At 59.3% G+C, this 25,147-nt stretch carries 21 protein-coding genes; 7 read left to right on the top strand and 14 right to left on the bottom strand.

The window, feature by feature from the left end; all coding sequences use genetic code 11:
• Positions 1–170 precede the first annotated feature (170 nt).
• Entirely contained in the window at positions 171–962 is a 792-nt protein-coding gene (gene tcdA / locus EHN06_RS03385) for a tRNA cyclic N6-threonylcarbamoyladenosine(37) synthase TcdA (RefSeq protein ID WP_127330204.1), read from the top strand.
• 21 nt (positions 963–983) lie between these two features.
• Entirely contained in the window at positions 984–2,855 is a 1,872-nt protein-coding gene (locus tag EHN06_RS03380) for a cation:proton antiporter (protein ID WP_127330202.1), read from the top strand.
• Positions 2,856–2,858: 3 nt separating this feature from the next.
• Here EHN06_RS03380 and EHN06_RS03375 read toward each other — a convergent pair whose 3' ends face one another.
• From EHN06_RS03375 to EHN06_RS03360, 4 genes are all read right to left on the bottom strand, one after another.
• Entirely contained in the window at positions 2,859–3,842 is a 984-nt protein-coding gene (locus tag EHN06_RS03375; protein WP_127330200.1) for an NADP-dependent oxidoreductase, read from the bottom strand.
• 75 nt (positions 3,843–3,917) lie between these two features.
• Complete coding sequence (locus EHN06_RS03370) at positions 3,918–4,394, bottom strand: acyl-CoA thioesterase (protein WP_127330198.1); 477 nt, start codon at positions 4,392–4,394, stop codon at positions 3,918–3,920.
• On the bottom strand, positions 4,391–5,479 hold the full coding sequence (locus EHN06_RS03365; RefSeq protein ID WP_127330196.1) for an SMP-30/gluconolactonase/LRE family protein: 1,089 nt from the start codon (positions 5,477–5,479) through the stop codon (positions 4,391–4,393). The genes EHN06_RS03370 and EHN06_RS03365 overlap by 4 nt, the downstream gene beginning before the upstream one ends.
• A gap of 82 nt (positions 5,480–5,561) precedes the next feature.
• The gene (locus EHN06_RS03360) at positions 5,562–6,353 is read right to left on the bottom strand and encodes an alpha/beta fold hydrolase (protein ID WP_127330194.1); all 792 of its coding nucleotides are present in this window, start codon (positions 6,351–6,353) and stop codon (positions 5,562–5,564) included.
• Positions 6,354–6,756: 403 nt separating this feature from the next.
• Here EHN06_RS03360 and EHN06_RS03355 point away from each other — a divergent pair, with 403 nt between their 5' ends.
• The 3 genes from EHN06_RS03355 (at position 6,757) to EHN06_RS03345 (ending at position 10,019) form a co-directional block, all read left to right on the top strand.
• Positions 6,757–7,815, top strand: a complete 1,059-nt coding sequence (locus tag EHN06_RS03355) for an AraC family transcriptional regulator (protein WP_127330192.1) — start codon at positions 6,757–6,759, stop codon at positions 7,813–7,815.
• Positions 7,816–7,817: 2 nt separating this feature from the next.
• A complete protein-coding gene (gene cls / locus EHN06_RS03350; protein WP_127330190.1) occupies positions 7,818–9,248 on the top strand; it encodes a cardiolipin synthase in 1,431 nt (476 codons plus the stop codon).
• A 90-nt stretch (positions 9,249–9,338) separates the two neighbouring features.
• Entirely contained in the window at positions 9,339–10,019 is a 681-nt protein-coding gene (locus tag EHN06_RS03345) for a GntR family transcriptional regulator (protein ID WP_127330188.1), read from the top strand.
• A 13-nt stretch (positions 10,020–10,032) separates the two neighbouring features.
• Here EHN06_RS03345 and EHN06_RS03340 read toward each other — a convergent pair whose 3' ends face one another.
• Positions 10,033–12,114, bottom strand: coding sequence for a patatin-like phospholipase family protein (locus EHN06_RS03340; protein ID WP_265936923.1), 2,082 nt, complete (start codon positions 12,112–12,114; stop codon positions 10,033–10,035).
• A gap of 147 nt (positions 12,115–12,261) precedes the next feature.
• The gene (locus tag EHN06_RS03335; protein ID WP_127330184.1) at positions 12,262–12,858 is read right to left on the bottom strand and encodes a hypothetical protein; all 597 of its coding nucleotides are present in this window, start codon (positions 12,856–12,858) and stop codon (positions 12,262–12,264) included.
• 293 nt (positions 12,859–13,151) lie between these two features.
• On the opposite strand from EHN06_RS03335, the gene EHN06_RS03330 reads away from it, so the two are divergent.
• Entirely contained in the window at positions 13,152–13,427 is a 276-nt protein-coding gene (locus tag EHN06_RS03330; protein WP_228257458.1) for a hypothetical protein, read from the top strand.
• Between the two features lie 7 nt (positions 13,428–13,434).
• Here EHN06_RS03330 and EHN06_RS03325 read toward each other — a convergent pair whose 3' ends face one another.
• Entirely contained in the window at positions 13,435–16,224 is a 2,790-nt protein-coding gene (locus tag EHN06_RS03325; RefSeq protein ID WP_127330180.1) for an ATP-binding protein, read from the bottom strand.
• Positions 16,225–16,328: 104 nt separating this feature from the next.
• On the opposite strand from EHN06_RS03325, the gene EHN06_RS03320 reads away from it, so the two are divergent.
• The gene (locus EHN06_RS03320) at positions 16,329–16,562 is read left to right on the top strand and encodes a DUF2789 domain-containing protein (RefSeq protein WP_127330178.1); all 234 of its coding nucleotides are present in this window, start codon (positions 16,329–16,331) and stop codon (positions 16,560–16,562) included.
• On the opposite strand, the gene EHN06_RS03315 is transcribed toward EHN06_RS03320, so the two are convergent.
• From EHN06_RS03315 to EHN06_RS03285, 7 genes are all read right to left on the bottom strand, one after another.
• Positions 16,528–18,015: a GGDEF domain-containing protein gene (locus tag EHN06_RS03315; RefSeq protein WP_127330176.1), complete on the bottom strand. Its 1,488-nt coding sequence runs from the start codon at positions 18,013–18,015 to the stop codon at positions 16,528–16,530. The genes EHN06_RS03320 and EHN06_RS03315 overlap by 35 nt on opposite strands.
• Positions 18,016–18,047: 32 nt before the next feature.
• Entirely contained in the window at positions 18,048–19,019 is a 972-nt protein-coding gene (gene xerC, locus EHN06_RS03310; RefSeq protein WP_323053018.1) for a tyrosine recombinase XerC, read from the bottom strand.
• Between the two features lie 2 nt (positions 19,020–19,021).
• The gene (locus EHN06_RS03305; RefSeq protein ID WP_127330174.1) at positions 19,022–19,768 is read right to left on the bottom strand and encodes a DUF484 family protein; all 747 of its coding nucleotides are present in this window, start codon (positions 19,766–19,768) and stop codon (positions 19,022–19,024) included.
• A 16-nt stretch (positions 19,769–19,784) separates the two neighbouring features.
• Positions 19,785–20,711 carry a diaminopimelate epimerase gene (dapF, locus tag EHN06_RS03300; protein WP_416332539.1) on the bottom strand — a complete coding sequence of 309 codons (927 nt, stop codon included), beginning with the start codon at positions 20,709–20,711 and terminating at the stop codon, positions 19,785–19,787.
• An 8-nt stretch (positions 20,712–20,719) separates the two neighbouring features.
• Entirely contained in the window at positions 20,720–21,970 is a 1,251-nt protein-coding gene (gene lysA / locus EHN06_RS03295; protein WP_127330172.1) for a diaminopimelate decarboxylase, read from the bottom strand.
• Between the two features lie 32 nt (positions 21,971–22,002).
• Positions 22,003–22,179, bottom strand: coding sequence for an LPS translocon maturation chaperone LptM (gene lptM / locus EHN06_RS03290; RefSeq protein WP_127330170.1), 177 nt, complete (start codon positions 22,177–22,179; stop codon positions 22,003–22,005).
• An 87-nt stretch (positions 22,180–22,266) separates the two neighbouring features.
• A complete protein-coding gene (locus EHN06_RS03285) occupies positions 22,267–25,125 on the bottom strand; it encodes a class I adenylate cyclase (RefSeq protein ID WP_127330168.1) in 2,859 nt (952 codons plus the stop codon).
• Positions 25,126–25,147: the final 22 nt, after the last annotated feature.

Below are 25,147 nucleotides of genomic sequence, written 5' to 3'. Positions count from 1 at the left end.
GCCCCAGGATGGATACTAAGCGGGTTGATTAGTGTCTCTGAACTAGTCCGATTCAACTCCCCGTTGAGTTGAATACTTGCTTGTAAGCCACGCCCCGCGTGGCTTTTTTTTATGCCTCCCGCTGCTTGCGTTACAATCTCCGTCCCTGATATCACCGGAGACTTCTTCCCATGACCCCTGACGACTACGGTTTCCGCTTTGGCGGGATTGAACGCCTGTATGGCCGTCGCGCCCTGGAAGCGTTTCGCCAATCGCATATCGCCATCGTCGGTCTGGGCGGCGTGGGCTCATGGGCGGCGGAAGCCCTGGCTCGTTCAGGCGTCGGCGCCATTACCCTGATCGACATGGACGATATCTGCGTGTCCAACACCAATCGACAGCTTCATGCCCTGGAGGGCCAATACGGCTACACCAAGACCGATGCCATGGCCGCAAGGCTGAGAGCGATCAACCCCCAGGCAGACATTCGCGTACATTTCGGTTTCCTGACCCTCAAGAATGTCGGTGATCTGATCACCCCGGAGATTACCGGCGTGGTGGATGCCATCGACAGCGTCAAGGCCAAGGCGGCACTGATTGCTTTCTGTCAGCGGCGCAAGGTTCCTGTGGTCTGTGCCGGTGGTGCCGGCGGCCAGATGGACCCGACCCAGATCCGGGTTGCCGACCTCAGCAAGACCACCCAGGATCCATTGCTGGCCAAGGTTCGTAACATGTTGCGCCGGGAATACGGTTTTTCCCGCAACCCCAAGCGCCGCTTCGGCATCGAAGCCGTGTACTCACTGGAGCAGCTGACGTATCCTGCCGGTGATGGTGAGGTTTGCCTGCAGAAGCCCGCGAACGAGGGACCGGTCCGACTGGACTGTGCTTCGGGCTTCGGGGCAGCCAGCCCGGTCACTGCCAGCTTTGGCTTTTTTGCGGCCTCGCGGCTGCTGAACCGGATCGCACGACGCGCCAACCCATAACTCAACGGACCTGAAGTCATTATGCCCGTAAGCACTGTTCTGCTTCTCGCAAGTATCGGCGTTCTTTCCCTGTTTTGTCAGTGGCTCGCCTGGCGCGTCCGAATGCCCGCCATTCTGTTCCTGTTGGCCGGCGGTATTGCTGCTGGTCCAGGGCTGGGATTCCTGGCACCGGAAGTGGTGTTTGGCGACCTGCTGTTCCCACTCATTTCCCTGTCGGTTGCCATTATTCTCTTCGAGGGCAGCCTGACCCTGCGTTACGAAGAAATCCGCGGCCACGGCAAAATGGTGCGCAACCTGATTCCGGTGGGCTCCATTGTCACCTGTATCATTGGCACCCTGTCAGCACGCTGGCTACTGGAGGTGTCCTGGGAGGTCGCCCTGCTCTTCGGTGCCATCTCCATCGTCACCGGCCCCACGGTGATCGCCCCACTCCTGAGATCCGTGCGACCGGATGCCAAGCTGGCCAACATCCTGCGCTGGGAAGGCATCATTATTGACCCGGTGGGCGCACTGCTAGCGGTTCTGGTGTTCGAGGGCATTGTGTCCTGGGGCCAGGGCAATGTGTTCGGGCACTCTCTGTACATCTTTGGCAAGACCCTGGCGGTGGGCTTCCTGATTGGCGCGGTCGCGGGCTACCTGAACGGTCTGGCGCTGAGAAAGCACCTGATCCCCCAGTACCTGCATAACGCCGGCACGCTGACCTTCATGCTTGGCGTGTACGCCCTTTCCAACGAGATGGCCCATGAGTCAGGGCTACTGACGGTCACCATCATGGGTATCTGGATGGCGAACATGAAGCAGGTGCCTATCGACAGCATCCTCGAGTTCAAGGAATCCCTCAGTGTGCTGCTGATCTCGGCCCTGTTTATCATCCTGGCGGCGCGGGTGGAATTCTCCGCCATTGCCGAACTGGGCTGGGGGCTGGTCGCAGTGTTGGCGGTGCTGATGCTGGTGGCACGACCGGTGAGCATCTTTCTGTCAGCGATTGGTACCAGCCTCAACTGGCGGGACAAGTTGTTCCTGAGCTGGATTGCCCCCCGGGGCATTGTCGCGGCGGCGGTTTCCGCGCTGTTTGCTTTCCAGTTGCAGAAACTCGGTTACGAGAGTGCCGGCACCCTGGTACCGTTGATCTTCATGCTGATCATCGCCACCGTTACACTCCAGAGCCTGACTGCCCGGCCGCTGGCAAAACTGCTGAAGGTCGCCGAGCCGGCCGAGTTCGGCTTCCTGATTCTGGGGGCCAACCCGGTTGCCCGGATGATCGCAGTTGCCCTGAAGAAGTACGAAGTACCGGTGACACTGGCCGACACCAACTGGGAAAACATCCGGCAGGCGCGCATGGATAACCTCCCGGTGTATTTCGGCAATCCGGTCTCCGAGCATGCCGCCACCCACCTGGATCTGACCGGCATTGGCAACCTGCTGGTCATTTCTCCCTACAAGCACATGAACTCATTGGCCACCTACCATTTCCTGGACTGGTTCGGAAAAGACTCCGTGTTCACCCTGGCAGAAGGCGATCCCGAGCAGAAAGCCCGGCACCAGACCGCCGAAAAGATCCAGATGACCCGGGGCCTGTTTGATGGCGTCAGCTACGCCAAGCTCGCGAGCCTGGCCAGTCAGGGTTACACCGTCAAAACCACCCAGCTCAGTGATGAGTTCAGCTACGAGGACTTCCGGGAGAAGTATCATCACCAGGCGCTGGTGCTGTTCACTTTTGACAGCAGGGGCCGCGTGTCGCCAGTACTGGATATGGAGCTTCTCAAGCCGGAAAATGACTGGATTCTGGTCAGCCTGGTGCCGCCCCAGGCTCCGAAAGAGCGCAAGGAAAGGGAAGAACGGGCAGAGCAAGCTGAGGGTGAGCTACCGGACGGAGTCACCGCCCGGGATTAAACATCAGCGGCAATCAAGCACCAGCTTGCCACGCACGTGGCCGCCCTCGAGCAGTTCGTGGGCGTCGGCCACCTGCGCCAGCGGAAAAGCCTGATCGATATGGACCTTGACGTCACCGTCCTCGATCAGTTCCGCAATTTCATCCAGGTGAAACACATCCGGGCGCACGGTCATGCCATGGGCTTTCAGCCCCAGCTCTTCAGCAGCGCTGATGATCTCGTCCGCGGTGACCGTGGGAATGGTCACCAGCACGCCGTGCTCACCCAGGGTGTGCAGGGAACGCTTGCCGGCCTCACCGCCGACCAGGTCCAGCACCACATCCAGGCCGTAACATTCCTCGGCAACATCCGTGGTGCGATAATCAATCACCTCGTGCACACCCAGTTCCGCCAGGAAATCACGGTTTCCGGCCGAGGCGGTGGCCACCACATGGGCACCCCGTTCCAGGGCAAACTGGACGGCGAAATGTCCGACACCCCCGGCACCGGCATGAATCAGGATCTTCTGGCCGGATTCCAGCTTGGCCACTTCGAACAAGGCCTGCCATGCTGTCAGTGCTGCCAACGGCAAAGCACCGGCGGTCACCAGGTCAAGCTCTTCCGGGACAATGGCCAACTCGTCTGCCGCGGCCAGGGCATATTCCGCATAACCGCCCCCTGTTGCCGGGAAACCGATCATGCCCATAACCCGGTCCCCCGGTGCCAGGGTCGTCACGTCGTCCGCCACAGCAACCACTTCACCGGCTACGTCGTAGCCCGGCGTCCAGGGCAACGAATCTTCAATCTGGCGGGCAGCGAACCCCAGGCCCTTGCGGGTTTTCCAGTCAATAGGATTAAGGCCGGCGCCATGGACACGGATCAGCACCTGCCCCCGGTCGGGGGCGGGAACCTTTGAGGTGACCACCTGCAACACATCACGCTCACCAAAGCGATCGTAGATCACATGGCACATGGAGGATTCAGCATTCTGATCAACGGCGTTTTCCATGAGGCTCTCCGAACAACAGTGGTAACGGTAAACGGGCTTTCGTTCAGACTAGCAGAAGTTGGCGCGCAAGGTGACTCAATCCAGCATCAGACCCTTGCCGCCAGCCACCACGGCACTGCCAAGTATCTCGGCAAACTCTTTCGGAGCCCGGGAGGGACGCTGGGATTTCATGTCTACGCAGGCATGGGTGGACATCGCCCGCACCAGAGTCTTGCCGTCGGCAACACGCACCAACTGGAACTGGCGAGAGGACCGAAAACGGCCATCGTATCCCGTCAGCCAGGTTCCCAGAACCAGGCGATCCCCGGCATTGGCCGACGCCAGGTAATCGATCTCGGTACGGGTAATGGCCATGGCTTTTCCGGTGGCCTCATGCAGCTCCCAGGTCATGCCCAGACTTTCAATGTGCGCCCAACTGACGTCTTCCAGCCAGCGGATATAAACCACGTTATTAGCATGACCGAGGCGATCGGTGTCTTCATCCTTTACCAGGATGTCCATGGTGAAGGGGGACGGCAGATCCCACTCAATCAGTTGGTCATTGTCGGTCATTGCTCCCGTTCTCCCAAACCTGGAATGGCCCGCAACGGTAGTCGGCCAATGCGGTCGTTGTGAAGTGAACCAAAGTATAGGTTGCCGCCGTGAGGGTTAACCGAAGTGATTTCCTGCAGATGGGTTCCCCGTGTATCGTGCAGACTGACAATCACCTCACCGTCGGCGTCGAAGGCCAGCGCCAGCCCATACTCCTGAGGTTTGGGGTGGAAGCTTTCCGGCAGTTTGGCCACCAGGTCTTTCAGCCAGGGCTGACGATGCATGGAATCCACCTGGGGATTGCGGAGTGTCGGAAATGCCACCCAGTATCGCCCGGCGTGATCCACGGCAAGATTGTCGGGGAAGCCCGGCAGGTTATCTGCAAAAACCTCGGCCTGACCTACCTTGGGACCACTGATCCAGTATTTCAGGATACGGTATTTCCAGGTTTCGTTGACCAGCACATAATCCCCTTTGGGGGACACCGCCACGCCGTTAGCGAAGTACAGGTTTCCCAACAGGGTTTCCGTTTTCCCGGTATGAGGGTCATAACGAAGCAGACGACCATGGGGACGCATCTCCAGCAAATCCAGTACATAGTCCGGTTGCTCGAAACGGGAACTGGCGTCGGTGAAATAGATGCGGCCATCCGGAGCGATATCCACATCATCGGTAAACCGGAACGGTAGCCCCTCCGATTCCCGTGACAGCAGGGTGATAGACTTGTCAGGGGCGATCGACAACAGGCCTTCCCAGGCATCCGCCACGATCAGGTTTCCTTTGTCATCGAACACCAGTCCGAGGGGGCGACCACCAGTTTCCAGCCACGCCTCGACCCGACCATCCGGCCAGACCCGGACAATCTTGCCGTCCTGGGTACCGGTGTACAACACACCGTTGGCGTCCACAGTGGTATCTTCCGGTCCGTATACCTGGCCTCGGGCGAGCAGATCGGACAGTCGCAACAGCTCATTGGGAGCGAGCTTGCCAGTCATGGCCGGTGGTGCGGGCGCTTTCCAGGCCTTGCTGTCAACGGGAGACGGCGACAGCAAAAAGCCCCCCAGCAACACAAACACGACCAGCAACAGCCCCAATAGCCACTTCATAACAGACATCCGTCCCATTCAGAAACAATGACGTAACCTTAGCAGAGACGCGGGCACGGCTACACCGCTGCCCGGGCCGGACTCACTGTTTCAGGAAGCGGCGACACATAGCCTCGAATGCGTCCGTTTTCTCCGCATGCAACCAGTGCCCGGCGCCTTCGATGATTTGAAGTTCCGCGGCAGGAAACAAACGACGGATCTCGTCCCAGTGCTTGTCCTGGATATAGGCAGAATCCTCTCCCTTGAGGAACAGAACCGGTCCGTTAAAGGGGCCGTCGCCTTCAGGAGCCAGCGCCAGATTCGGATAACAGGCTTCAATAACCGTCAGGTTCAGGCGCCAGCGATACAGGCCACCTCCCGCTTCCGGCTCCCCTTCGGGCACCCGCACCAGATTCTTCAGCAGGAACTGCCGTACCTGGGGCATCTCAACATACTCCGCCAGCTGACTGTCTGCATCCTGGCGGGTTTTGACGGCGGTCAGGTCAAGGGAGGTAAGTCCCTCCAGAATGGCATCGTGGCGGGGCTTATAGGCCACAGGAGCGATGTCCGCCACGATCACCCTGTCCACCCGCTCCGGCGCCGACAGCGCCACCTGCATGGCGGTTTTGCCACCCATGGAGTGGCCAAGGATGGCGGCCTTCTCCAACCCCTGGGCGTCCATATAGGCAATCACGTCCTCCGCCATTGCCGGGTAATCCATGGTGTCGGTATGAGGGGAGTTGCCATGGTTACGCTGATCCAGGGCATGTACCTGCCACTCGTCCTGCAGGCGCCGGGCAATACCGCCCAGATTATCCATGGACCCGAACAGCCCATGCAAAATGATCAGGGGGGCGCCTTCGCCGGTAATACGATGGTTCAGCTCAACACTCATGAACGTTGCTCTCCGGATCGGTTCGTTTCTGAAGTCAGCGGGATACATTACCACCACCGGGAAATGGAGCAAGGCCGGTGACCCTGCCCAGGTTTCTGCAGGCATAAAAAAACCGGGGAATTCCCCGGCTAAAAGGTCAATAGCGTACGGTGTGCCTGTTCAGCAATAGAAGATGCTGTTCAGGTATTCAGCGAGCGCCTCGCAGTTCTGGCGTTCACGTTCGGTATGGGGCACGAAGATTTCGCGTTCCATAGTACACTCCTCCTCAGTAATGGCTGTTCCATTGCTCCAACCTGATGACTTAATGCTATCGTTGTTGGTATGACAAATCGTTGACAGGCTGTCCCATCCGCTTGACATTTTGTATCAGCGGACATGAAAAGCTGTTAAGGAATGAACTACAGTGAACGCAGTTCCGGCTGAAACAACAGCGACACCGCTGGTCGCCGCCTCCAGCACCCTGGCCCTGGTACACTACCTCGATTGTCGGGGGGTATTGGACCGGGCGCGGATTGAAGCGATCACGGGCATGACCCTGGAGGCTCTGCAGGACCCGGACCTGAGAGTACCCGCCGATAACCACTATCAGCTCTGGGAGTATGCCGAACAGGTGACCGGAGACCCGGCCGTCGGCCTCCATGCCGGGCAGGTGGTCGATCCGGAGCGCATGGGTCTGGTCGGCCACGTCTTTTTCAACTGTGACACCCTGGGGGAGGCCGTTACCCAGTATGTGCGACTGCACCGGTTGATCAACGAGTCCGTCACCCTCAGTTTCGAGCAGACCGATGAACTGGCGATTCTCACCTGGCAGCCAGACAGTCCCGACCATTACTGCCGGCAGGATATGGATCGCACCCTGGCTGCCGCACTCTGCCGTACCCGCCATTTCATCCATCCCGACATTACGGCGGAATGGGCGGAGATTGCTCACCCCAGCCCCAGTTATGCCAGCGAATACGAGCAGTTGCTGGGTGGCCCCGTCGCCTTTGGTTTCGCCACCACACGGCTGGCCTTCAGCAGCCGCCATCTGAGCCATCCAATCCCCCACCGCAACCCCTATGTGTATTCAGCGGTGTTGCAGCAGGTCAACTCCCTGCTGGCACGACTACAGACCCGTCGCACGTTCAGTCGCAAGGTACGGCGCCTGATTTCACGCCAGATGTCGACCGAGAAGATCGACGCCGACACCCTCGCCAGGCAATGTCACATGAGCCGGCAAACCCTCTACCGCCGACTCAAAAAAGAAGGCCTGAGCTTTCATGACCTGGTAGAACAGGTCCGCAAGGACAAAGCCTTGCGGTACGTGGCTGCAGATCAATACGCCCTGGGGGAAATTGCCTTCCTGCTGGGCTTTTCTGAACTCAGTGCCTTCAGCCGTGCGTTCAAACGCTGGACGGGTATGGCTCCGGCGCAATACCGGGCCCGTCACCTTGCCGGTGAGTCCGGCCAGATACAGGAATAACGATGCCCGAAACGTCCCTGATTGCCTTTGCTGTCGGCCTGCTCTATCTGGCCGCGCTGTCCTGCGTCTATCGGATACTGCTAACCTACCGCACGACCCAGGGCGCCATTGCCTGGATCATTTCACTCATCGGTCTGCCTTACGTAGCCGTCCCCCTGTTCCTGCTGTTCGGTCGCAACCGTTTTGGGGGCTATGTCCGGGCCCGCCGCATGGGAGATGCGGCGCTGACCGACTTACTCAACCGCTTCGAACAACAAACCACCTCCCTGTCACATCCGGCCAGCGAACATTTCGGCGATGAACTGCAGGTACTGTGCAAACTGGGCCGGCAACCGTTCACCAGCAATAACCACTGCACCCTGCTGAAAGACGGCGAGGCCACCTTCGAAGCGCTCTTCGACGCCATGGAAAACGCCCGCCATTACATCCTGCTGGAGTTTTACATCATCCGTTCCGACAAAGTCGGTCAGCGGATCAAGTCCATCCTGAAACGCAAGCTGGCGGAAGGCGTGCAGGTGTGGTTCCTGTACGACGATATCGGCAGCGTCTGGCTGCCCCGAACCTACCTGAAAGAGCTGGAGAGCGCCGGTGCCCGCGTCGCGTCCTTTGGCAAAGGCAACATCCGGCGGCGGCGTTTTCAGATCAACTTCCGCAATCACCGCAAGTTGCTGGTCTGTGACGGCCACACCGGTTTCGTTGGCGGCATCAACCTCGGCGACGAATACCTCGGCACCGCGATGGATCAGGAGCCATGGCGGGATACCCACTGCCGCATTACCGGGCCGGCGGTCACCGGCCTGCAACTGGCCTGGCTGGAAGACTGGAACTGGGCCAGTAGCGATTTCCCCGAACTCAACTGGCAACCCACCCTGGCACCAGCCGGCGATCACGAGGTGTTGGTCCTGCCCACCGGACCCGCGGACACCTACGAGACCTGCGCGCTGCTGTTTCTCAACTGCATCAACAACGCTCGGACCCGCATCTGGATTGCATCGCCGTATTTTGTGCCCGACTTCCAGATTATGAACGCCCTGCAGCTGGCGGCCCTGCGAGGGGTGGATGTGCGCATTATCATTCCGGAGAAATCCGACAACCGGTTAATCCGGATCGCGGCCTACTCCTACCTTGTCCAGGCCTGCCAGGCGGGAGTCGGCATATATCGTTACCAGCCGGGATTCATGCACCAGAAAGTCATTCTGGTGGACGATCGCTATGCCGCAGTGGGCACAGCCAATCTGGACAATCGCTCCATGCGCCTGAACTTTGAAATTACCGCCATCACCACCTCCCGGACGTTCGTGTCCGAAGTAACCAGCATGCTGGAAGACGACCTGGCACACTGCCGGTTGATGACCAGAAGCGACTATCAGGACCGCTCCGTTGCTTTTCGTCTGGGCTGTCGAGCCGTACGATTACTTGCGCCCTTGCTCTGAACCCGGCGGGAACGGGCATTTTCCCCGGCACGAAGAATGTGAGAGTATTCCGGATATCCCGTGCCCGGCATGCAGTAACGAAGCAGGATCATGACAACATTCAAGCCCCGAGAAACCCTCACCGAACAGGTGGCCCGCCACATTGAGAACCTGATTGCCTTTGGCCAGCTACGCTCCGGCGAACGGATCTACGAGAGTGCGATGGCCAAACAGATGGATGTCAGCCATGGCTCTATCCGGGAAGGGTTGTTGCTGCTGGAAAAGCGCCACCTGGTCCGCAACGTTCCCCGCAAGGGCGCATTTGTTACGGAGCTGGACGAATACTTTGTTCGCAGCCTGTACGAGATCCTGGAGCTGTACCTGACCCATACCGGTCGCAAGCTGGTACGCCAGTGGCAACCGGCGGACATGGACAAACTGGAATCGCTGTACACACAAATGAAGGCGAGCTTCGAGCGCAACGATCTGATGCGCTTCCTGGAACTGGGCATCGAATACACCCAGGCCTCCCTCGCCTACGCAGACAACTACTTTATTGTCTCCGCCATTGACGATCTCTGGCCTTCCGCCAAACGCTGCGCCTTCGTGGCCTTCCAGAGCGGTGGCAACAAGGTGCTGGAGGATAACCTGACCCACATGGAAGCCTCCATCCGCGCCATCAAGGACCGGGACGAAGACCGGCTGGCCACGATCCTCAGACACTTTGCCGAACAGCAATGTCACCAGGTCCTGGAGGCCCTGACCAGCCACCAGGCGCGTCGCGGAGCCTGACTGGAGCAAAGATTCAGTAAAACAACTGGGTAAATGAAAAGCCGATATTCAGGTACGCGGTCCAGTCATCTTCGTTATTGTAAGCGGTCGCAAACTGAACCGGCCCCAGAAAGGTATCGACACCGGCGAACACACTCCAGGACCTGACCGTGTTGTTCCAACTGGCGTCATCGAACGACTCCCAGGCATTCCCTGTCTCGAAGCCCATGCCGGCAAACCAGGGCAGCAGGGGCCCACCAAACTCCTGGCTGGCATACAACGACACCATCGCTGCATTTTCACCGGTAATTTCACCCGGGGCATAGGCGGACAGCCGCCGGAAACCGCCGAGGCGAACCGTATTCTCGATTCCGGGCTCGCCCCGGGTGACAGCATGGGTGTACAGCAGTCCAGTCATAGTAAAGCCCCGCCAACTGCCGGTACCCAATCCCAACCCGGTCAGCGAATCAAAATGCCGGTCCGATCCCAGGTCTTCCCGCTCCAGTCGACCACGGATACCGGCAAAACCACCGGACTGGGGATAGAAAATATCGTTCAGGGAGTCATGGACCAGCTGAAGACTGAGGCCACCCTGATGGATGGACCCGGAAGGCGCCACCGGTTCGCCAATCTGCTCATCCACAGTGGCATAGCCCCGCGAATAACCAAGCCGGACGTCGCCATTACCTCCCAGCTCCATGCCCAATGCCAGGTCGAGCTGACGAAAGGTGACGTCCACTTCTGCGATACGATCACCGTCATCACCAAACACACTGAAACTGTTCCGGGCGTATTGCGCACCGCTGATCAGGTATCGCTCGTAACCGTAATCCAGGGGCTGGAACCATTCCGTGCGCACATAAGGCTCGGTCCCCAACTGCAGACCCGTTCGCCACTCGCCACCGAGGGCATTCAGTTCTGTCATGCGCAGGGCAGACCCGACATTAAAGCGGGTGTCACCGTCGAAGTTGTCCTCGTAGTTCAGGCCGAAAGCCAGGTAATTGGGTCCCCAGGATTTTTCCTGCACCCGAATGGTCAGCACTGTTCCCTCGTCGGAAGGGGACAGGGAATAGGAAACCGTTTCGTAATAGCCCAGGCCATAGATCCGCTTGAGATCGTTCTCAAGGGCATCAACATCCAGGGGGCGACCGGGTTTCTGCCGAATCCTGGAACGCAGGAACTCTCCTGCCAGCCGGGAATCGTGATCGACTTCAATGCGGGCAATGTTCCCCGGCGACCACCCACTCTCGTTCATCCGCGTCCTGAAACGGGTCCAGCGCTCCCGGGGCACACTCAGGTGTCGCAACTCGGTGGCATGTGAACGGGCGCTGGTCGCCCCCAGTTCAAACAGGATCGGTGCATCATAGAAATCAGCGGACGTCCGACCTTCCAGGTCCGGGCGAATCAGCACATCCTGCTCTCTCAGTTGTGCCAATTGATTGTCGGTATTCATTCGCGTCATCATCGTGGTCAACTGCCCGACCACCGAGAAGGCTTCCTGCAGATCCTCGGCTTTCAGCAAAGGGTCGGTAATATCCACCGCAATCACAATGTCCGCCCCCATCTCTCGGGCGACCGTAACCGGCAGGTTGTTGGCAATACCGCCATCCACCAGCAACCGGCCATCCAGCTTAACCGGCGCGTATACCCCGGGGATGCTCATACTGGCACGGATCGCCTCGGACAGATTGCCACTGCCAATCACCACCTGTTCGCCGGTTTCGAGGTCCGTGGCCACCGCACGAAAGGGAATTGCCAACTGATCAAAGTCTTCCACCAACGCGGCGTTACGGGTCAGTTCGTTGAGAATAAAACCCAGGTTCTGGCCGGCAATGATGCCGCCCCCCAGGTGAAGACCATCCAGCCGCACACCAATCCCCGGGACAACGGGAAAACGCCAGTCTTCCTGCTTGCGGCGTACGGGCTTGTAGGCGCGGCCCGGATCATCCCGGAAACTGGATACCCAGTCGAGATCGATAAAGCGTTGCTCGATTTCGTCCACCGGCATACCGGAAGCATAGAGTGCTCCTACTGCGGACCCCGCACTGGTGCCCACCACCAGGTCCACCGGAATCCTCATTTCCTCCAGAACCCTCAGCACACCAACATGGGCCATGCCCTTGGCCCCACCGCCACTGAGCACCAACCCCACCCTGGGTTGGTCCCCGGCCGGATTCGCTGTCACGGTGGGCGCAAAAGAAGCGACGCAGGCTGCGAGCAGCAGGATAACGATCCGTGGCAAGGGAGGGGTCCTGTTATTTATTTATTGGTTGTTGGTGGTTTCATCATCGGCCAGCGACAGGTGTGACACATCGGGCACCACCGGTGGTGGCAGGTCACGCTCAACGCCCAGGTCCGTGCCGGCGGGCGCCAGCGTCCACTCTTCCAGGTGCTGAAACATGGGTGCTTCCACCTCCTGATGCTCCGCCAGGGTGACGCCCACCGGGTCCAGGGAGAGCCCCGATCCCGCCAGGATGGCATCCACTTTGTCCCCGGCAACCGATAGCCGATCACCGGGCTCAACAGCCGGAGTCTCACCACCGGTCCTGGCCGGCTGGTTCTGTGGGGTGGGTTCAGCAGGCGCAGGTTTTGGTGCCGGCCCGGGAGAAGGTGATTCACTTCGCGCCGGCTCGGCTCCCGGCATGGCTTGCACATAGGCAACCATGCCATGCTTCGCCAGTACGGCGCGGTATTTCTCCGCCTGTTCCGCTTCCAGCTTATTGCGGATTACCACCGGCTGACCACTGAACATGCGCTCAATCTGTTCAGCACTGGCCTTGAACAGTGTCCGTGCGTTATTGCGAGCGGTAGCAACTTCGATACCCGGCGCGCATTCACCCTTGAAGACGAGCTGAAACATCCATCTGCCTCTTGCTAAGCCTGTTTACCAACATAATAGTTGATCGGTGATCCCCGGGGAAACCTGAAGCTACGCGAACAGTGATTGATCAAACCGCAAACAATTGAAAAATATACATGGCACAGTACGCAAACGCTTCCAGACTCTGCGATAATCCCGTTACCAAATCTTACAATCGGTAACAGAACATCCAGACTGGCACCAATATGAACAGAGCCTTCACTCTTTTCACTTTTTTACTGCTATCTATCCTCTCTATCCGCCCCGCCCTGGCGGAGAATCTGGACGTGCTGATGAGCAATGTCTTTATCAATGGACAGCCCGCCTATATCGGTTACGAGAGCGTCGAGCGGGAAGATATTCCGGTCTCGGCCGCTGTCGATCGCAAATACCTGATCGTGGATTTTCGTTTTCACTCCGCCCCCGCCGACGAACAACTCCAGGCCAGTGTCCATAAAGTGTGCATGACACTACTGAAGAACCGGGAGCTGATCCGGACATTGTCTGACTCCGGCTACGACATGGTTGCCGTTGCCTTTGACCGCCGCTCGCAGTTTGACTGCCTGTAAATCGGGGCTACTCCCGCCCCAAGAGCCGAGGGAATGCCTCCAGAGCGCCGTTTACGGCGTCAAGATTGAAAGCTTCGACATCGGCCAGTAATTTTTCACCGTAACGGGTTACCGACGGCGAACGGAATCGCTCGCCCCAGGCCAGTACACGTTTTGCGAAGTCCCGCATCTGCTCCGGATCGCCACTTTCCCTGACGGTTTCCCATTCATCACCAAAATCACGGGCCAACTGCTCCCGCAGCCAGCCGCGCTCCTGCATACTCAGGGTCTGGGCGAGCAACCGCTCGGATTCTTCCGGCGCGCCTTCTTCTTCCGCCTGCTCAACCGTCGCTTCAACACGGGGCAATGTCACGGTGAATGTGGAACCCTTTTCCGGCTCGCTTTTCACGGCGAGTTCCCCACCCATCATCCGAGCCAGTTTTCGGCTGATGGCCAGCCCGAGGCCAGTACCGCCGTAGCGGCGACTGTTCTGCCCCTCCTGCTGTTCGAATGCATCAAAAATCCGTTCCAACTGGTCCGCCGGAATACCGATCCCGGTGTCCCGGACTGTGACCTCCAGCCGGTACATTTTCCTGCCATCATCACCCGCTGCTGACTTTTGCCTGGCAGCGGAGATCGGGATCGCTGTGGCGCGCACAGTCACTCCGCCTTCGTGAGTAAATTTGATGGCATTGCCCACCAGGTTAAACAACACCTGGCGCAGACGGGTTTCGTCCAGCATCATGGCGGCGGGCATCTTGGAATCCACACTGACTTCCAGGGTAATGCCCTGTTCCCGCGCCCGGAGATCGAAGATGTGACGGACATCGCCCAATAGCCGGCGCACGGATACCGCGGAATAATCCAGCCGCATTTTCCCGGCCTCGATTCTCGACAGATCCAGAATGTCATTGATCAGCATCAGCAGGCTTCTGCTGCCCGCACGGATGGCGTCCAGATAATTCCGTTGCTGCGGGTCTGTCACGCTGTCACTCAGAAGATCGCTGTATCCGATCACCGCATTCATTGGGGTGCGAATCTCATGGGACATATTCGCCAGAAACTCACTCTTGGCCAGACTGGCAGTCTCGGCTTCCCGCGCCAGCCGCTCCGCCTCAAGCTTGGCCGCTCGTAGTTCATCCTCACTGCGGCGCAACGCATTCTCGGAACGGATACGCTCATCCACCTCCCGCGAGAGTTTTCGGTTCCAGTAGAGGAAAATCAACACGACGACCAGGGCGATACCAACCACCCGGCGTACCACGGTGTAATCGGTTTCCTGTTCAATATCCAGATGGATCCAGCGGTTGTAGATGGCTTCGGTTTCTGCCGCGTCCAGGCTGCCCAAGGCCTTGTTCAGAATGCGCTGGAGTTCCGGGCGGTCCTTGCTGACCGCCAGACTCAGTTCATATTGGTAAGGTGTGATGCTGGTAATCCGCAGGTTCGACAATCCCAGCCGCGCCACGGTATAGCTCACAGCCGGAATATGGGTCACCATGACATCCAGATCGCCGTTGGACAACGACAGCAGCCCTTCTTCCACGTTATCCACCGGATACAGATCCAGATCGGGATGGTTGATCAGCAGGTAGTCGTGGGCAGCGTGGCGGTTCACCACCCCCACCCTCTCGGAACGGAGTTCCCGAAGATCACCGATAAATCGGCCATCGTCACGAATGACCAGGGCAACCGGTACAGTAAGATAAGTACGGGTAAACAGGAAGTCGTTACTACGGCGAGGGGTCCTGTTAAAAGCCGGCAGTATGTCAACCTCGCCTTCCTGAAGTCGTGTTTCCGCCTCGACAATATCCGACGTTTCCTCGCGCTGAAAACGGACATTCAACTGGCTCTCCAGTCGTGAGACCAGATCCGGCACCAGGCCTGAAGAGCGACCATCCTGGGTAAATTCGAACGGTGGCCAATCGTCCCGGAATGCGACCCGCAAGTTGGGATTGCGTTTCAGCCAGTCTTTCTCATTACTGGAGAGCGCAATACCGTTTTCGATTGCGGTGGGCGGATCTGTCTGCAGCCATGACTGCCGTATGGTGCGGTGCTCATTGTGACTGATTGCCTCCACAGCCTGATCGAGAACCCGCAGCAGCTGTTCGTTGTCGGAGTGAACCTCCAGTACGACATCAACCGGTTGCTGATCCAGCAACAGGGCCAGTCCGATGCCGTTAATCATTGCCGACTGCAGATAGTCGGAAACTACGGGAAGCGGGCCGAGAAAGGCGTCGGCCTGGCCAGACAGCACCATACTGACCGCCTCACCGATACTCGCCACGGGAACCGGCGTGAAGCTGTCCACCGGGTCCAACAACAGGTACTGGTTACTGTCTTCCGCGATCAGGGCTATCCGGTTGCCCTCCAGATCCGACAGTTTCCGGATGCCGGCGTCCCCGGCGCTGACGAACAAGCCGTAGGTCAGGCTCATCAGCGGTTCGGTCACTGACCGCCCCTCGGGGTCAGGCTGCCGCGGACTCCGGGCCACCAGCCGGGCATCCAGTTCACCGGCATCAAACTGCGCCGCTATCGCTGTCGTACTGCCGGAAACCGGTACTATCTCCACCCCGACCTTGTCAGACAGACGTTCCAGATAATCAATATAGATACCGGCCAACACCCCATCTCCGGTATCAAATACCAGAGGAATCTGGCTGCCGGACAGCCCCACCTGAAACTCGTCCTGTGTCGATAGCCAATCCAGGTCCTTTGCCCCGAGAACGGGAGCCGGTGACAACTGCGGAGGGTCCGCCAATAATGGCGTCGCCACCCATACACACACTAAAAACAACAAACCCTGCAAGGCGGCCTTCACTGGATATCCTCAACGGTTCCGCTAAAGTTTAAGGAGCTTCTGAACAATACCTGCAAATCTCCCGGATTTCATTCAGGCGAAAGCAATACAAGGAGACGAAAACGATGGACACCAGCAAGCACACATTCAGCACACTGTTTCAGCAGCTTGGACTGGCCTCCGACAGCGCCAGCATCGAGGACTTCATCTCCAGGCACTCTCCCCTGCCAAACGAAGTTGCACTGCAGGATGCACCGTTCTGGTCAGAGAGCCAGGCCCAGTTTCTGGAGGAAGGGCTGGAAGACGATTCGGACTGGGCCGAAATCATTGACGAGCTGGATGCGCGGATGCGGCATTGAGTTTCTCACTGCCGTCCGAAAGGCGGACCTGGTTTCTGCCTGCGTCCTTGGCTGCATACAGCGCTTTGTCCGCACGATCGAATAACGTATCTTCAGTATCACCGTCCTCAAGCGTGGCAAGACCAGCCGAGAAGGTAATGGTTACCGGTTCGCCCTGGAAATGAAATGGCAGAGCCGCAATGTTTTCCCGCAAGGCATCGAGCACCCCCCTGGCATCTTCCGCTGACGTTTCAGGTAGCAACAAAACAAACTCTTCACCTCCAAAGCGGGAAATAAAATCCGTGGTTCTGAGCCGCGCCCGGAACTCCCGCGCCACCATCTGAAGGACTCGATCACCGGCCTTATGGCCGTATGAATCGTTGACCCGCTTGAACAGATCGATATCCAGCACCGCAATCGTCACCGGGTGACGGTATCGCTGCCAGCGGCTGTATTCGAAAGCCAGGCGCTCTTGCCAGGCTTCGCGATTGGGCAACTGTGTCAACAGATCGGTGAGTGCCTTGGTGCGTTCCTCCCGAATCCGTTTCTTCATCTGCTCCGAGTTGGCCTCCACGGCTGCCAGCTTCTCCTGCATCGTTTCCAGTTGCCAGGAATACTTCCTATCCCGCTCCGACTCCTGCTCGCGGAAACGCTGCACAGCCCCCCCGATCGTCTCCAGATGCATGGTCACGGAGCGCTTGAGCTCCATCAGTCCACCGCCTGCCTCAATCTGACGGCCAAACGTTTCCAGCTCCTTCCGGATTTCGCGGTCCAGCGCCCTGGACGCGTCCAGACGGCCGGCCTGGGTCGAGGACTGAGCCTGCAAATGCTGACGAAGGGAGGCCAGTCGCTCGTCCAGTTCCTTGAGGAACGATTCAAACTCCTTCTGGCTGCGGGTAATGGCGGCAATGACCAGATCTGCAACACTGTTCAGCCCCTTCTTCAACACCTCCCAGTTGTCACTTTCCAGGAGGGATTTCTGTAGCTGACGGGCCCGGGTTTCCGCCGCCGGCTCCAGGGTCACCTGGGATAACATCTGGCCCAATAACTGCCCGACCCGGCGGGCAATCCGCAGTCGTTGGGAGTGATTGTCTGCCAGATCATTCTCGTCACCCACAGTGGCATTCGGGGAAGAGCCGGTTTGGGGAAGTGCCTCGACCGACGTCCCGGACTGGGAGGATCGGCCATTTCCAGCCCTGGTGTTCGGTGAGCGGTCATCCAGAAGAGCCACCTGACGGTCTATCTGGTCCTGGAGGACCCGCCATTTTTCGATATTAACCGTGCCTTTGCGAAGGTCCTTGCGGACCCGTATCAGCAAGCGGTCCAGTTCCGAGGTCTGACCTTCCGAGGCGAGACAGGTACGCACCAGCATCCGCTCGAGGGAGTTCCTCTCGGCTTTCCACTGCTGCTCCCGCTGTTCTGACGATTCAAGCTCCTGCAGATACTTGTCCTTCCAGGACCGTTCCGATGCCATTGGGCTCTCCTGATAGTGAGCTTCAGAACCTTTCAAGGGTCTTCGTGAATTGTCTGGGTATCATCCCTGCCTCGCCCGTCGCGACGACGGGCCCGAGGGTGACTCCGGTCATACACGCTGGCCAGATGCTGGAAGTCAAGATGAGTATAGACCTGAGTGGTGGATATGTCCGCATGCCCCAGCAACTCCTGAACCGCCCGCAGGTCGCCACTGGATTCCAGCAGATGACTGGCAAACGAATGGCGCAACATGTGTGGATTCAGCCGCTGCTCCGCGCCCTTGACCAGACCCCAGCGACTCAGGCGGGACTGAATACTGCGGTTGCTGAGGCGCCCGCCCCGCTGACTGACAAACAGCGCCTGCTCCGACTCCGCCGCCAGCCCGGGACGGACTGCCAGCCATGCCCCCAGGGCCTTCAGGGCCTTGCGTCCCACCGGCAGCACGCGCTCCTTGCTGCCTTTCCCCAATACGCGGATTTCCCCACCCCGGTGATCCACGGAGTCCAGGTTCAGTCCGGCCAACTCCGACAGCCGCAGGCCCGAGGAATACATCAACTCGAACATGCTCAGATCACGGACTTCCAGTGGGTCGTCGGGGGCAGCGTCCAGCAGATGGTTCAGTTGGTCCACATCGGCCACCTTGGGCAGCCGACGGCCGGATTTTGGCGCACGGATAGCCACGGCGGGATTATCCCGTACCTTCTTTTCCCGCAATAGATACTGATAGCAGCGACGGATGGCGGACAGATGCCTGGCAATACTGCGACCACTCAGTCCCCCACGACCAAGCCATGCCACATAGCGGCGAATATCGTGGCTGGTAACCTCGCCCCAGTCATCGATCTGCCGTGTCATTAACCAGGCACCAAACCGGGTCAGGTCCTGCTGGTAGCTGTCACAGGTGCGGGGAGAGTGTCGCTTTTCCGAGGAAAGATGGCGCAGGAAATCCGCAAGCGGGGCGGACAGGGTATCCGCTAGCTCCGTCAGCTCCCCGGCAACGCTCACCGTCAGCGTGACTCCGCAATCACACCGGCCACCGGGGCCGCACTGGTATGACGCTGCACGATTGGCGGTAACAGGCGACTCAGGGTATCGCTGATGTATGTCAGAAACAACGACCCCATGCTTTGATCAAAGTAACCCTGTTCACAACTGCCGACCGCAAAGACACCCAGCAGTTCATCGTGGCGCAGCGGTACCAGGGCCACCGACGCAATCGGCTCTTCCCGGTCCGGGAACAGGAAATTCCGCTCGGATTCGCGGAACTGACCACAAACCGCCCGCTCACCGTCCAGCAGACTGCCCAGACGCTCCTTGGCCTGCGCCGGCGGGACCACGTGCAGGGCACCCTGGGAAGCAAGCGGTAATTCAGCATCGGTAAACAGGATCACCGACGCCGCATCAAGCCCGAAGTCACCCCGAATGCTGTCATCGATGGCGGACGCCATGTCATTGAGGTTGCGGGCCTCAATCACCTGCATCAGCAGACGTTTGCTCTTCTCAAACAGACGGTCATTGTGGCGGGCGATGGAAACCAGCTCCACCAGTTCCCGCCGCAGTGTATCCCGCTGCTCACGGAACAGGTGTACCTGGCGCTCCACCAGTGAAATGGCGCGACCACTGTCATGGGGCAGGGTCAGACTGCGCAGGAGCTCATCCTGTTCAACAAAAAAATCGGGATGGGCTCGCAGGTACTCCGCGACCTGTTCCCCGGTGAGCTCCTCGGCCTTCTGCTGGGCCGTTGATTCTGTCATGCTGATCTCCTGATCGTCAGGACCTTGGTTTTGCCGGTCGACTACCTTTGCGACGCCGCCCCGGGCTGTCTCCGGGCAGGCGAATCTGGCCTTCAAACACACTGGCCGCAGGGCCTTCCATCATAACAGGGGTCCCCTCCCCCTGCCATTCGATGATCAGCTTGCCGCCACGCAGTTCCACTTCAACCCGGGAATCCAGCAACCCCCGCAGGCAGCCTGCCACCACCGCGGCACAAGCGCCGCTACCGCACGCCAGGGTTTCACCGGAACCACGTTCAAATACCCGCAAGCGGGCGTGGCTGCGATCAACAATCTGCAAAAAGCCGATATTGGCCCGGGCCGGGAAGCGGGGATGATTCTCAAGTTTCGGCCCCAGGTGTTCCACCGGTGCGCTGTCGACATCGTCCACCACCAGCACACCGTGGGGATTGCCCATGGATACTGCGCTGAGTTCGACGACCTGGTCATCCACCTCAACCGTGTAGACGTCCTTGCGGCGATCCGCGGCGAACGGAATAGCCGGCGGGTTCAACTCGGGCACTCCCATGTTGACCATCACCAGACCGTCACGCCCCACCCTCAGCTCAATCACCCCCTTGGCAGTCTGCACCCGGATCACCCGCTTGTTGGTGAGGCGCTGGTCGCGAACAAAGCGGGCAAAACAGCGGGCGCCGTTGCCACACTGCTCGACTTCCGAGCCATCGCTATTGAAGATCCGGTAGCGAAAATCCACGTCCGGCAACCCCGGCGGTTCGACCACCAGCAACTGATCAAAACCAATGCCGAAATTGCGGTCCGCCAGCTCGCGGATCATCTCCGGGCGCAGACGGAACGGCTGGCTGATGGCGTCCACCACCATAAAGTCGTTGCCCAGACCGTGCATCTTGGTAAACCGCATCGCCGGTCCCCGGCGCGAATGGTTCATATCGTCACGCTTGCCCATCGCCGCGTTCATCCTGGCAAACAGCTTTCTGGACCGAGCTGGTCTTCCAGGGTTTCGCGGCGACGAACCACGTGCACCTGGTCCCCATCCACCATGATTTCCGGTGGCCGGTTGCGACTGTTGTAGTTGGAGCTCATCACAAAGCCGTAGGCGCCCGCGGACCGCACCGCCAGCAAATCACCCGCCTGCAGGCGCAGTTTGCGGTCCTTGCCCAGGAAATCACCAGTCTCACAGACCGGGCCAACCAGGTCCCAGGCTTTTTCTTCACCATCTTGGCGAGGTACCGCCGGGATGATGGCCTGCCAGGCGCTGTACAGGGCCGGACGAATCAGATCGTTCATCGCCGCATCGATAATGGCGAAATTACGATGTTCGGTACATTTCAGGAATTCCACCCGGGTCAGCATGATGCCGGCGTTGGCAGCAATCGAGCGCCCCGGTTCCAGCACCAGTTCGAGTTCCCGGTCGCCCAGGCGCTCGGCCAGCGCCTTGACGTAATCCGACGGCTGCGGTGGCTGCTCGCGGTCGTAGGTCACGCCCAGACCGCCCCCCATATCGAGATGGCGAATGGTGATGCCCTGCTCCGCCAGCGCATCGATCAGTGACAGCACCCGGTCCAGCGCATCCAGAAACGGTGACACCGTCGTCAGCTGCGAACCAATGTGGCAATCCACGCCAATCACCTGCAGGTTGGGCATGGCCGCAGCGCGGGCATAAACCTCGGGCGCCTCGGTAATATCAATACCGAACTTGTTTTCCTTCAGGCCGGTGGAAATGTACGGATGCGTACCGGCGTCAACGTCCGGGTTTACCCGCAGGGACACCGGTGCCTGCTGGCCCAGCTCACCCGCGACCTTGTTGAGGCGGTCCAGCTCGGTATCCGACTCGACATTGAAACAGCGCACGCCGGCTTCCAGCGCCCGTTTCATTTCCCATTCCTGCTTACCAACGCCGGAAAATACCACATTGGCAGGGTCGCCACCGGCGCGAATCACCCGCTCCAGCTCGCCAGCCGAGACTATGTCAAAACCGGCACCGAGCCGGGCCAGTACATTCAGCACAGCGAGGTTGCTGTTGGCCTTTACCGCATAGCACACCAGATGCGGGCGCCCCTTGAGAGCATCGTCGTAGGCCCGGTAATGGCGCTCAAGGGTCGCGCGGGAATACACATACGCCGGGGTCCCGAAACGCTCTGCAATCTCGCTCACCGGTACGTCTTCGGCGTATAACTCGCCATTGCGATAGTTAAAATGGTCCATGAAAGTCCTGATTCTGTTGACGGGGCAATGGATCAGCGGGCCGACGGATCTTCATCCCGACGGCGTTCCGGGTCACTCGTCCGGTCTTCACTGACGGCTTCAGCCGCCACTTTACCCGGCACTTCCCGGTACAACGGTCCCTTCTGGCCGCAACCGGCCATCACGCTGACCAGCAACAGCCCGACACTCACTGTTTTCCATGCCTGCATGGAATCTGCCCCTGTTTGAGATATGCGCGCAGTATACCTGACTCAGCCACCGGCGGGCGAGACTGGCCAATGAGTCTCAGTCAAGCCCTACGCCATTAAATGGCGATTGAGCGAGGCTTCCAGTGTCGACCGGTAATACAGGTACTGCGTGGTCTGAATATCCTGCTGGTACACCTGGGGGTCCAGATCGTGGGGCAGGTGCACATCCGTCAGGTACACCGGGTAGGTTTCGCCGGTCTGGCGCAACGAGCGGATATAGTGAGCAACAGCGGGAATCAGCTGGTCACCGTATTCCTGCACCGTGAACTCCTGATCGCCACAGAAGATATCAAACCGCAGGTGACGGTCGCCCTCCTGCACCCCAACCGCCTGTACCTCCAGTCCCGGCAAGGTCATACTGGTGTCTTCGTCGAATCGACGTTCCACTTTCCAGCCCCCGTCCCGACGCACCACCTCATAACACTGGATGCCGGCGATATCCACCGGGCTGTCCAGTTGGCGCAACTGACGCCGCTCGACAAGATTGTCCAGAAACCGCAACAAGGGCACCAGCAGGTAGCGCCGACTGCTATGGTCCTGCTCCCAGGCGAAAACCGAACCCAGCTCGTCCACCACCCAGAGCTTGGCACGGCTGCCACTGACCCGGAAAAAAACCTGGATGTTAGCCGGCTCACTGGCCTGACACACCGCACGCAGGGGCTGGTCATCCAGCATTGCACTGCGGTCAAACACCACCGGCAGGTATCGCTCCTGTGGCCGGGCAAGCTGCTCCATCAATGACTCCGGGCTGTCCAGCGCCACAAATCCGGGTTCGGTACCGTTGAACTGCAACAGGAAATAGCGCCGATCCATCTCAATGACGTATCGCAAGGGGTGTGGCCCAATACCTCCCGCAAAGAAATGGCGCAGAACGTCGCTGAAGAGCTCCTGAACCCGGCGGGCAATCGCCGCTCCGTGCCCGCGGTTATGACTGTGCACCTGGATCTCTGGCAAGTGCGCCGGCGCGGATGCCACCGACGCCAGTACGTTCTTGAGACACTGGATCAGGGTGTCACCAGCGGCATAGTGCTGCAGGCTGACTTCGTGCCAGCTGTTCAGGGTGACCTGGTCGATGGTCACCACAAGGTTGTCACGACCGCCACTGAACCCAAGGGAATCGTGACGGGCACTGAGTTTGTGCAACCCCCGGTCGGTCAAGTGGGCCTGGGGATCCACGCCCACGTTGACAAACAGCAGGTTCCGCAGGGGTTTGACACGACTGGACAACGCCTCACGACCAGCCGGGGCAAGAGGAAACGCAACGAAGGCTGACAGCGCATCCAGCATCTCCCGCAATTCCGCCACCGAAGCGGTGCTTGAGCCTGAGCGGACATTCAGACGGGTCGTCCGCGTCAACAGGCCATTGCAGTAACACCACACCATCAGCTCAGTGAGATTGCCGCTGCGACGAATTACCGGTTGCCAGAAGGCATCGGAGGGATCCTCCAGATCCCGGTAGAGAAGCCAGCCTTCCTGCCCTGGCGCACCACCCTGCTCGGACTGGTGGTGAAACGCCAGATTTTCCTCAGCCAGCGATGGTGCCAACCCCGGGTTGATCTGTTCGATCTTGCCGGCCTTGCGCTGGAACGCGGCGTAGAGTTTGCGGCCAAGCAGGTTCATGTCATTGCTGCTTATCGACGCCCGCGCCCCATGATCCCGGGCCAGTCGCGACAGCAAGCGGTAACTGTGGGTCAGTTCCGCCACAATGGTGCGCCGCAACCTCATGACCTCCTCGGCACGCCAGCGCTGGCGGTTATCCAGGTCTTTCAGTATGGCCGGAGACCAGCCCCAGTCATCCACCAGTTGCTGAAGCAGCTTTACCCGCCAGTTATCGACACCCAACTCGGTACGTGACAGCGGCAGACCGGCTTTCAGATAAAGACTACGGCGCACCAGATCCAGTCGCTCGGACGCTTCCCTGGATAACAGCCAGGATTCCAGCCGCTGATACAGCATGACGTAGGGGTCCAGACGATCGGCACGGGTTTCACCGTTATACACAGCGGCTTTGAACACCTGAGACAACAGGGGTTGCTCACTGTCCCGGGCATAGCACTCGGTCAGCAACAGCTTCAGTATCGACTTCCAGGGTGCATCCATCCCCTTGTACAACTGCCAGACCCCGGCGCCCAGAAACTCTTCCTGGGGAACCGATGGCACTGACCCGAAATCGATGTACTCACTCCCCTTGATAAAGCGGCAGTCAACCAGTTGTCGGGCACAGGCCTCGTAGTTTTCCTCTTCGCTGGCCGGAATCAGCCACCACAACGGGTAGCAACCACCAAGGTGGATGCTGGTGCGATAAAACTCATCCAGCAACAGATAATGCTGCGCGCTGCCGCAGTTTTCGCCTGTGACTTCCGCGCGCTGTCGCCCGGCCCGCCAGTCCTCCGCCGAGAACACGAATACGTGCAGCTCCACACCGAGGGTAGCGGCCCAGGCGGCCAGCTTGTCCGCCTTGCGCTCCAGGCACCGGACCTCGCCTTCGGACAGCTCACGGCGATGACACAACCAGACATCAAGATCACTGGCCACCGAATGCCCGAGGGTTCCCGGGCTACCCATGAGAAACAGGGCCTCCAGGTCCGCCTGTCTTTTTCCCTCGTCTTTCAGGGAAAAGGAGCGGGCCAGGCGGCGAGCAGCGTTCAGGGTCGGCGCAGAGGGCTTATAATGGCTGAGGCCGTATGGGCAGCCCTTGTCCACGTATCCGGGCAGGGACGGATGATTAAGGTGAAACACCAGCGGCAGGACGTCCAGCACCGCCTGTTGTCGATAGGTCAGCGCTGAGTGCGCACGCTCCCAGCGCTGCTGATTGAGTGCAATAAATCGATCCCGCAGCCGACGCAGAGTTTTTCGGTCGATACCCTCGTCAAAATCGAGGGCGATAGGCGTGTTGTGGATGGTCAAGGCGGCTCCGCGAGAGAGGTTC

It is taken from the genome of Marinobacter sp. NP-4(2019) (assembly GCF_003994855.1).
GTDB lineage: Bacteria > Pseudomonadota > Gammaproteobacteria > Pseudomonadales > Oleiphilaceae > Marinobacter.
This window is presented reverse-complemented; position numbering and strand designations above follow the sequence as displayed.

What these genes read in the sequence shown, in the direction of transcription:
- EHN06_RS03360 (WP_127330194.1), bottom strand. Translation starts at nt 6,353, where the DNA reads ATGAGTGTTGAGCTGAACCATCGTATTACCGGCGAAGGCGCCCCCCTG.
- dapF (WP_416332539.1), bottom strand. Translation starts at nt 20,711, where the DNA reads ATGGGCAAGCGTGACGATATGAACCATTCGCGCCGGGGACCGGCGATG.
- EHN06_RS03320 (WP_127330178.1), top strand. Translation starts at nt 16,329, where the DNA reads ATGGACACCAGCAAGCACACATTCAGCACACTGTTTCAGCAGCTTGGA.
- EHN06_RS03370 (WP_127330198.1), bottom strand. Translation starts at nt 4,394, where the DNA reads ATGACCGACAATGACCAACTGATTGAGTGGGATCTGCCGTCCCCCTTC.
- cls (WP_127330190.1), top strand. Translation starts at nt 7,818, where the DNA reads ATGCCCGAAACGTCCCTGATTGCCTTTGCTGTCGGCCTGCTCTATCTG.
- EHN06_RS03345 (WP_127330188.1), top strand. Translation starts at nt 9,339, where the DNA reads ATGACAACATTCAAGCCCCGAGAAACCCTCACCGAACAGGTGGCCCGC.
- lysA (WP_127330172.1), bottom strand. Translation starts at nt 21,970, where the DNA reads ATGGACCATTTTAACTATCGCAATGGCGAGTTATACGCCGAAGACGTA.
- EHN06_RS03380 (WP_127330202.1), top strand. Translation starts at nt 984, where the DNA reads ATGCCCGTAAGCACTGTTCTGCTTCTCGCAAGTATCGGCGTTCTTTCC.
- EHN06_RS03305 (WP_127330174.1), bottom strand. Translation starts at nt 19,768, where the DNA reads ATGACAGAATCAACGGCCCAGCAGAAGGCCGAGGAGCTCACCGGGGAA.
- EHN06_RS03375 (WP_127330200.1), bottom strand. Translation starts at nt 3,842, where the DNA reads ATGGAAAACGCCGTTGATCAGAATGCTGAATCCTCCATGTGCCATGTG.
- lptM (WP_127330170.1), bottom strand. Translation starts at nt 22,179, where the DNA reads ATGCAGGCATGGAAAACAGTGAGTGTCGGGCTGTTGCTGGTCAGCGTG.
- tcdA (WP_127330204.1), top strand. Translation starts at nt 171, where the DNA reads ATGACCCCTGACGACTACGGTTTCCGCTTTGGCGGGATTGAACGCCTG.
- EHN06_RS03340 (WP_265936923.1), bottom strand. Translation starts at nt 12,114, where the DNA reads ATGGCCCATGTTGGTGTGCTGAGGGTTCTGGAGGAAATGAGGATTCCG.
- EHN06_RS03365 (WP_127330196.1), bottom strand. Translation starts at nt 5,479, where the DNA reads ATGAAGTGGCTATTGGGGCTGTTGCTGGTCGTGTTTGTGTTGCTGGGG.
- EHN06_RS03330 (WP_228257458.1), top strand. Translation starts at nt 13,152, where the DNA reads ATGAGCAATGTCTTTATCAATGGACAGCCCGCCTATATCGGTTACGAG.
- EHN06_RS03315 (WP_127330176.1), bottom strand. Translation starts at nt 18,015, where the DNA reads ATGGCATCGGAACGGTCCTGGAAGGACAAGTATCTGCAGGAGCTTGAA.
- EHN06_RS03335 (WP_127330184.1), bottom strand. Translation starts at nt 12,858, where the DNA reads ATGTTTCAGCTCGTCTTCAAGGGTGAATGCGCGCCGGGTATCGAAGTT.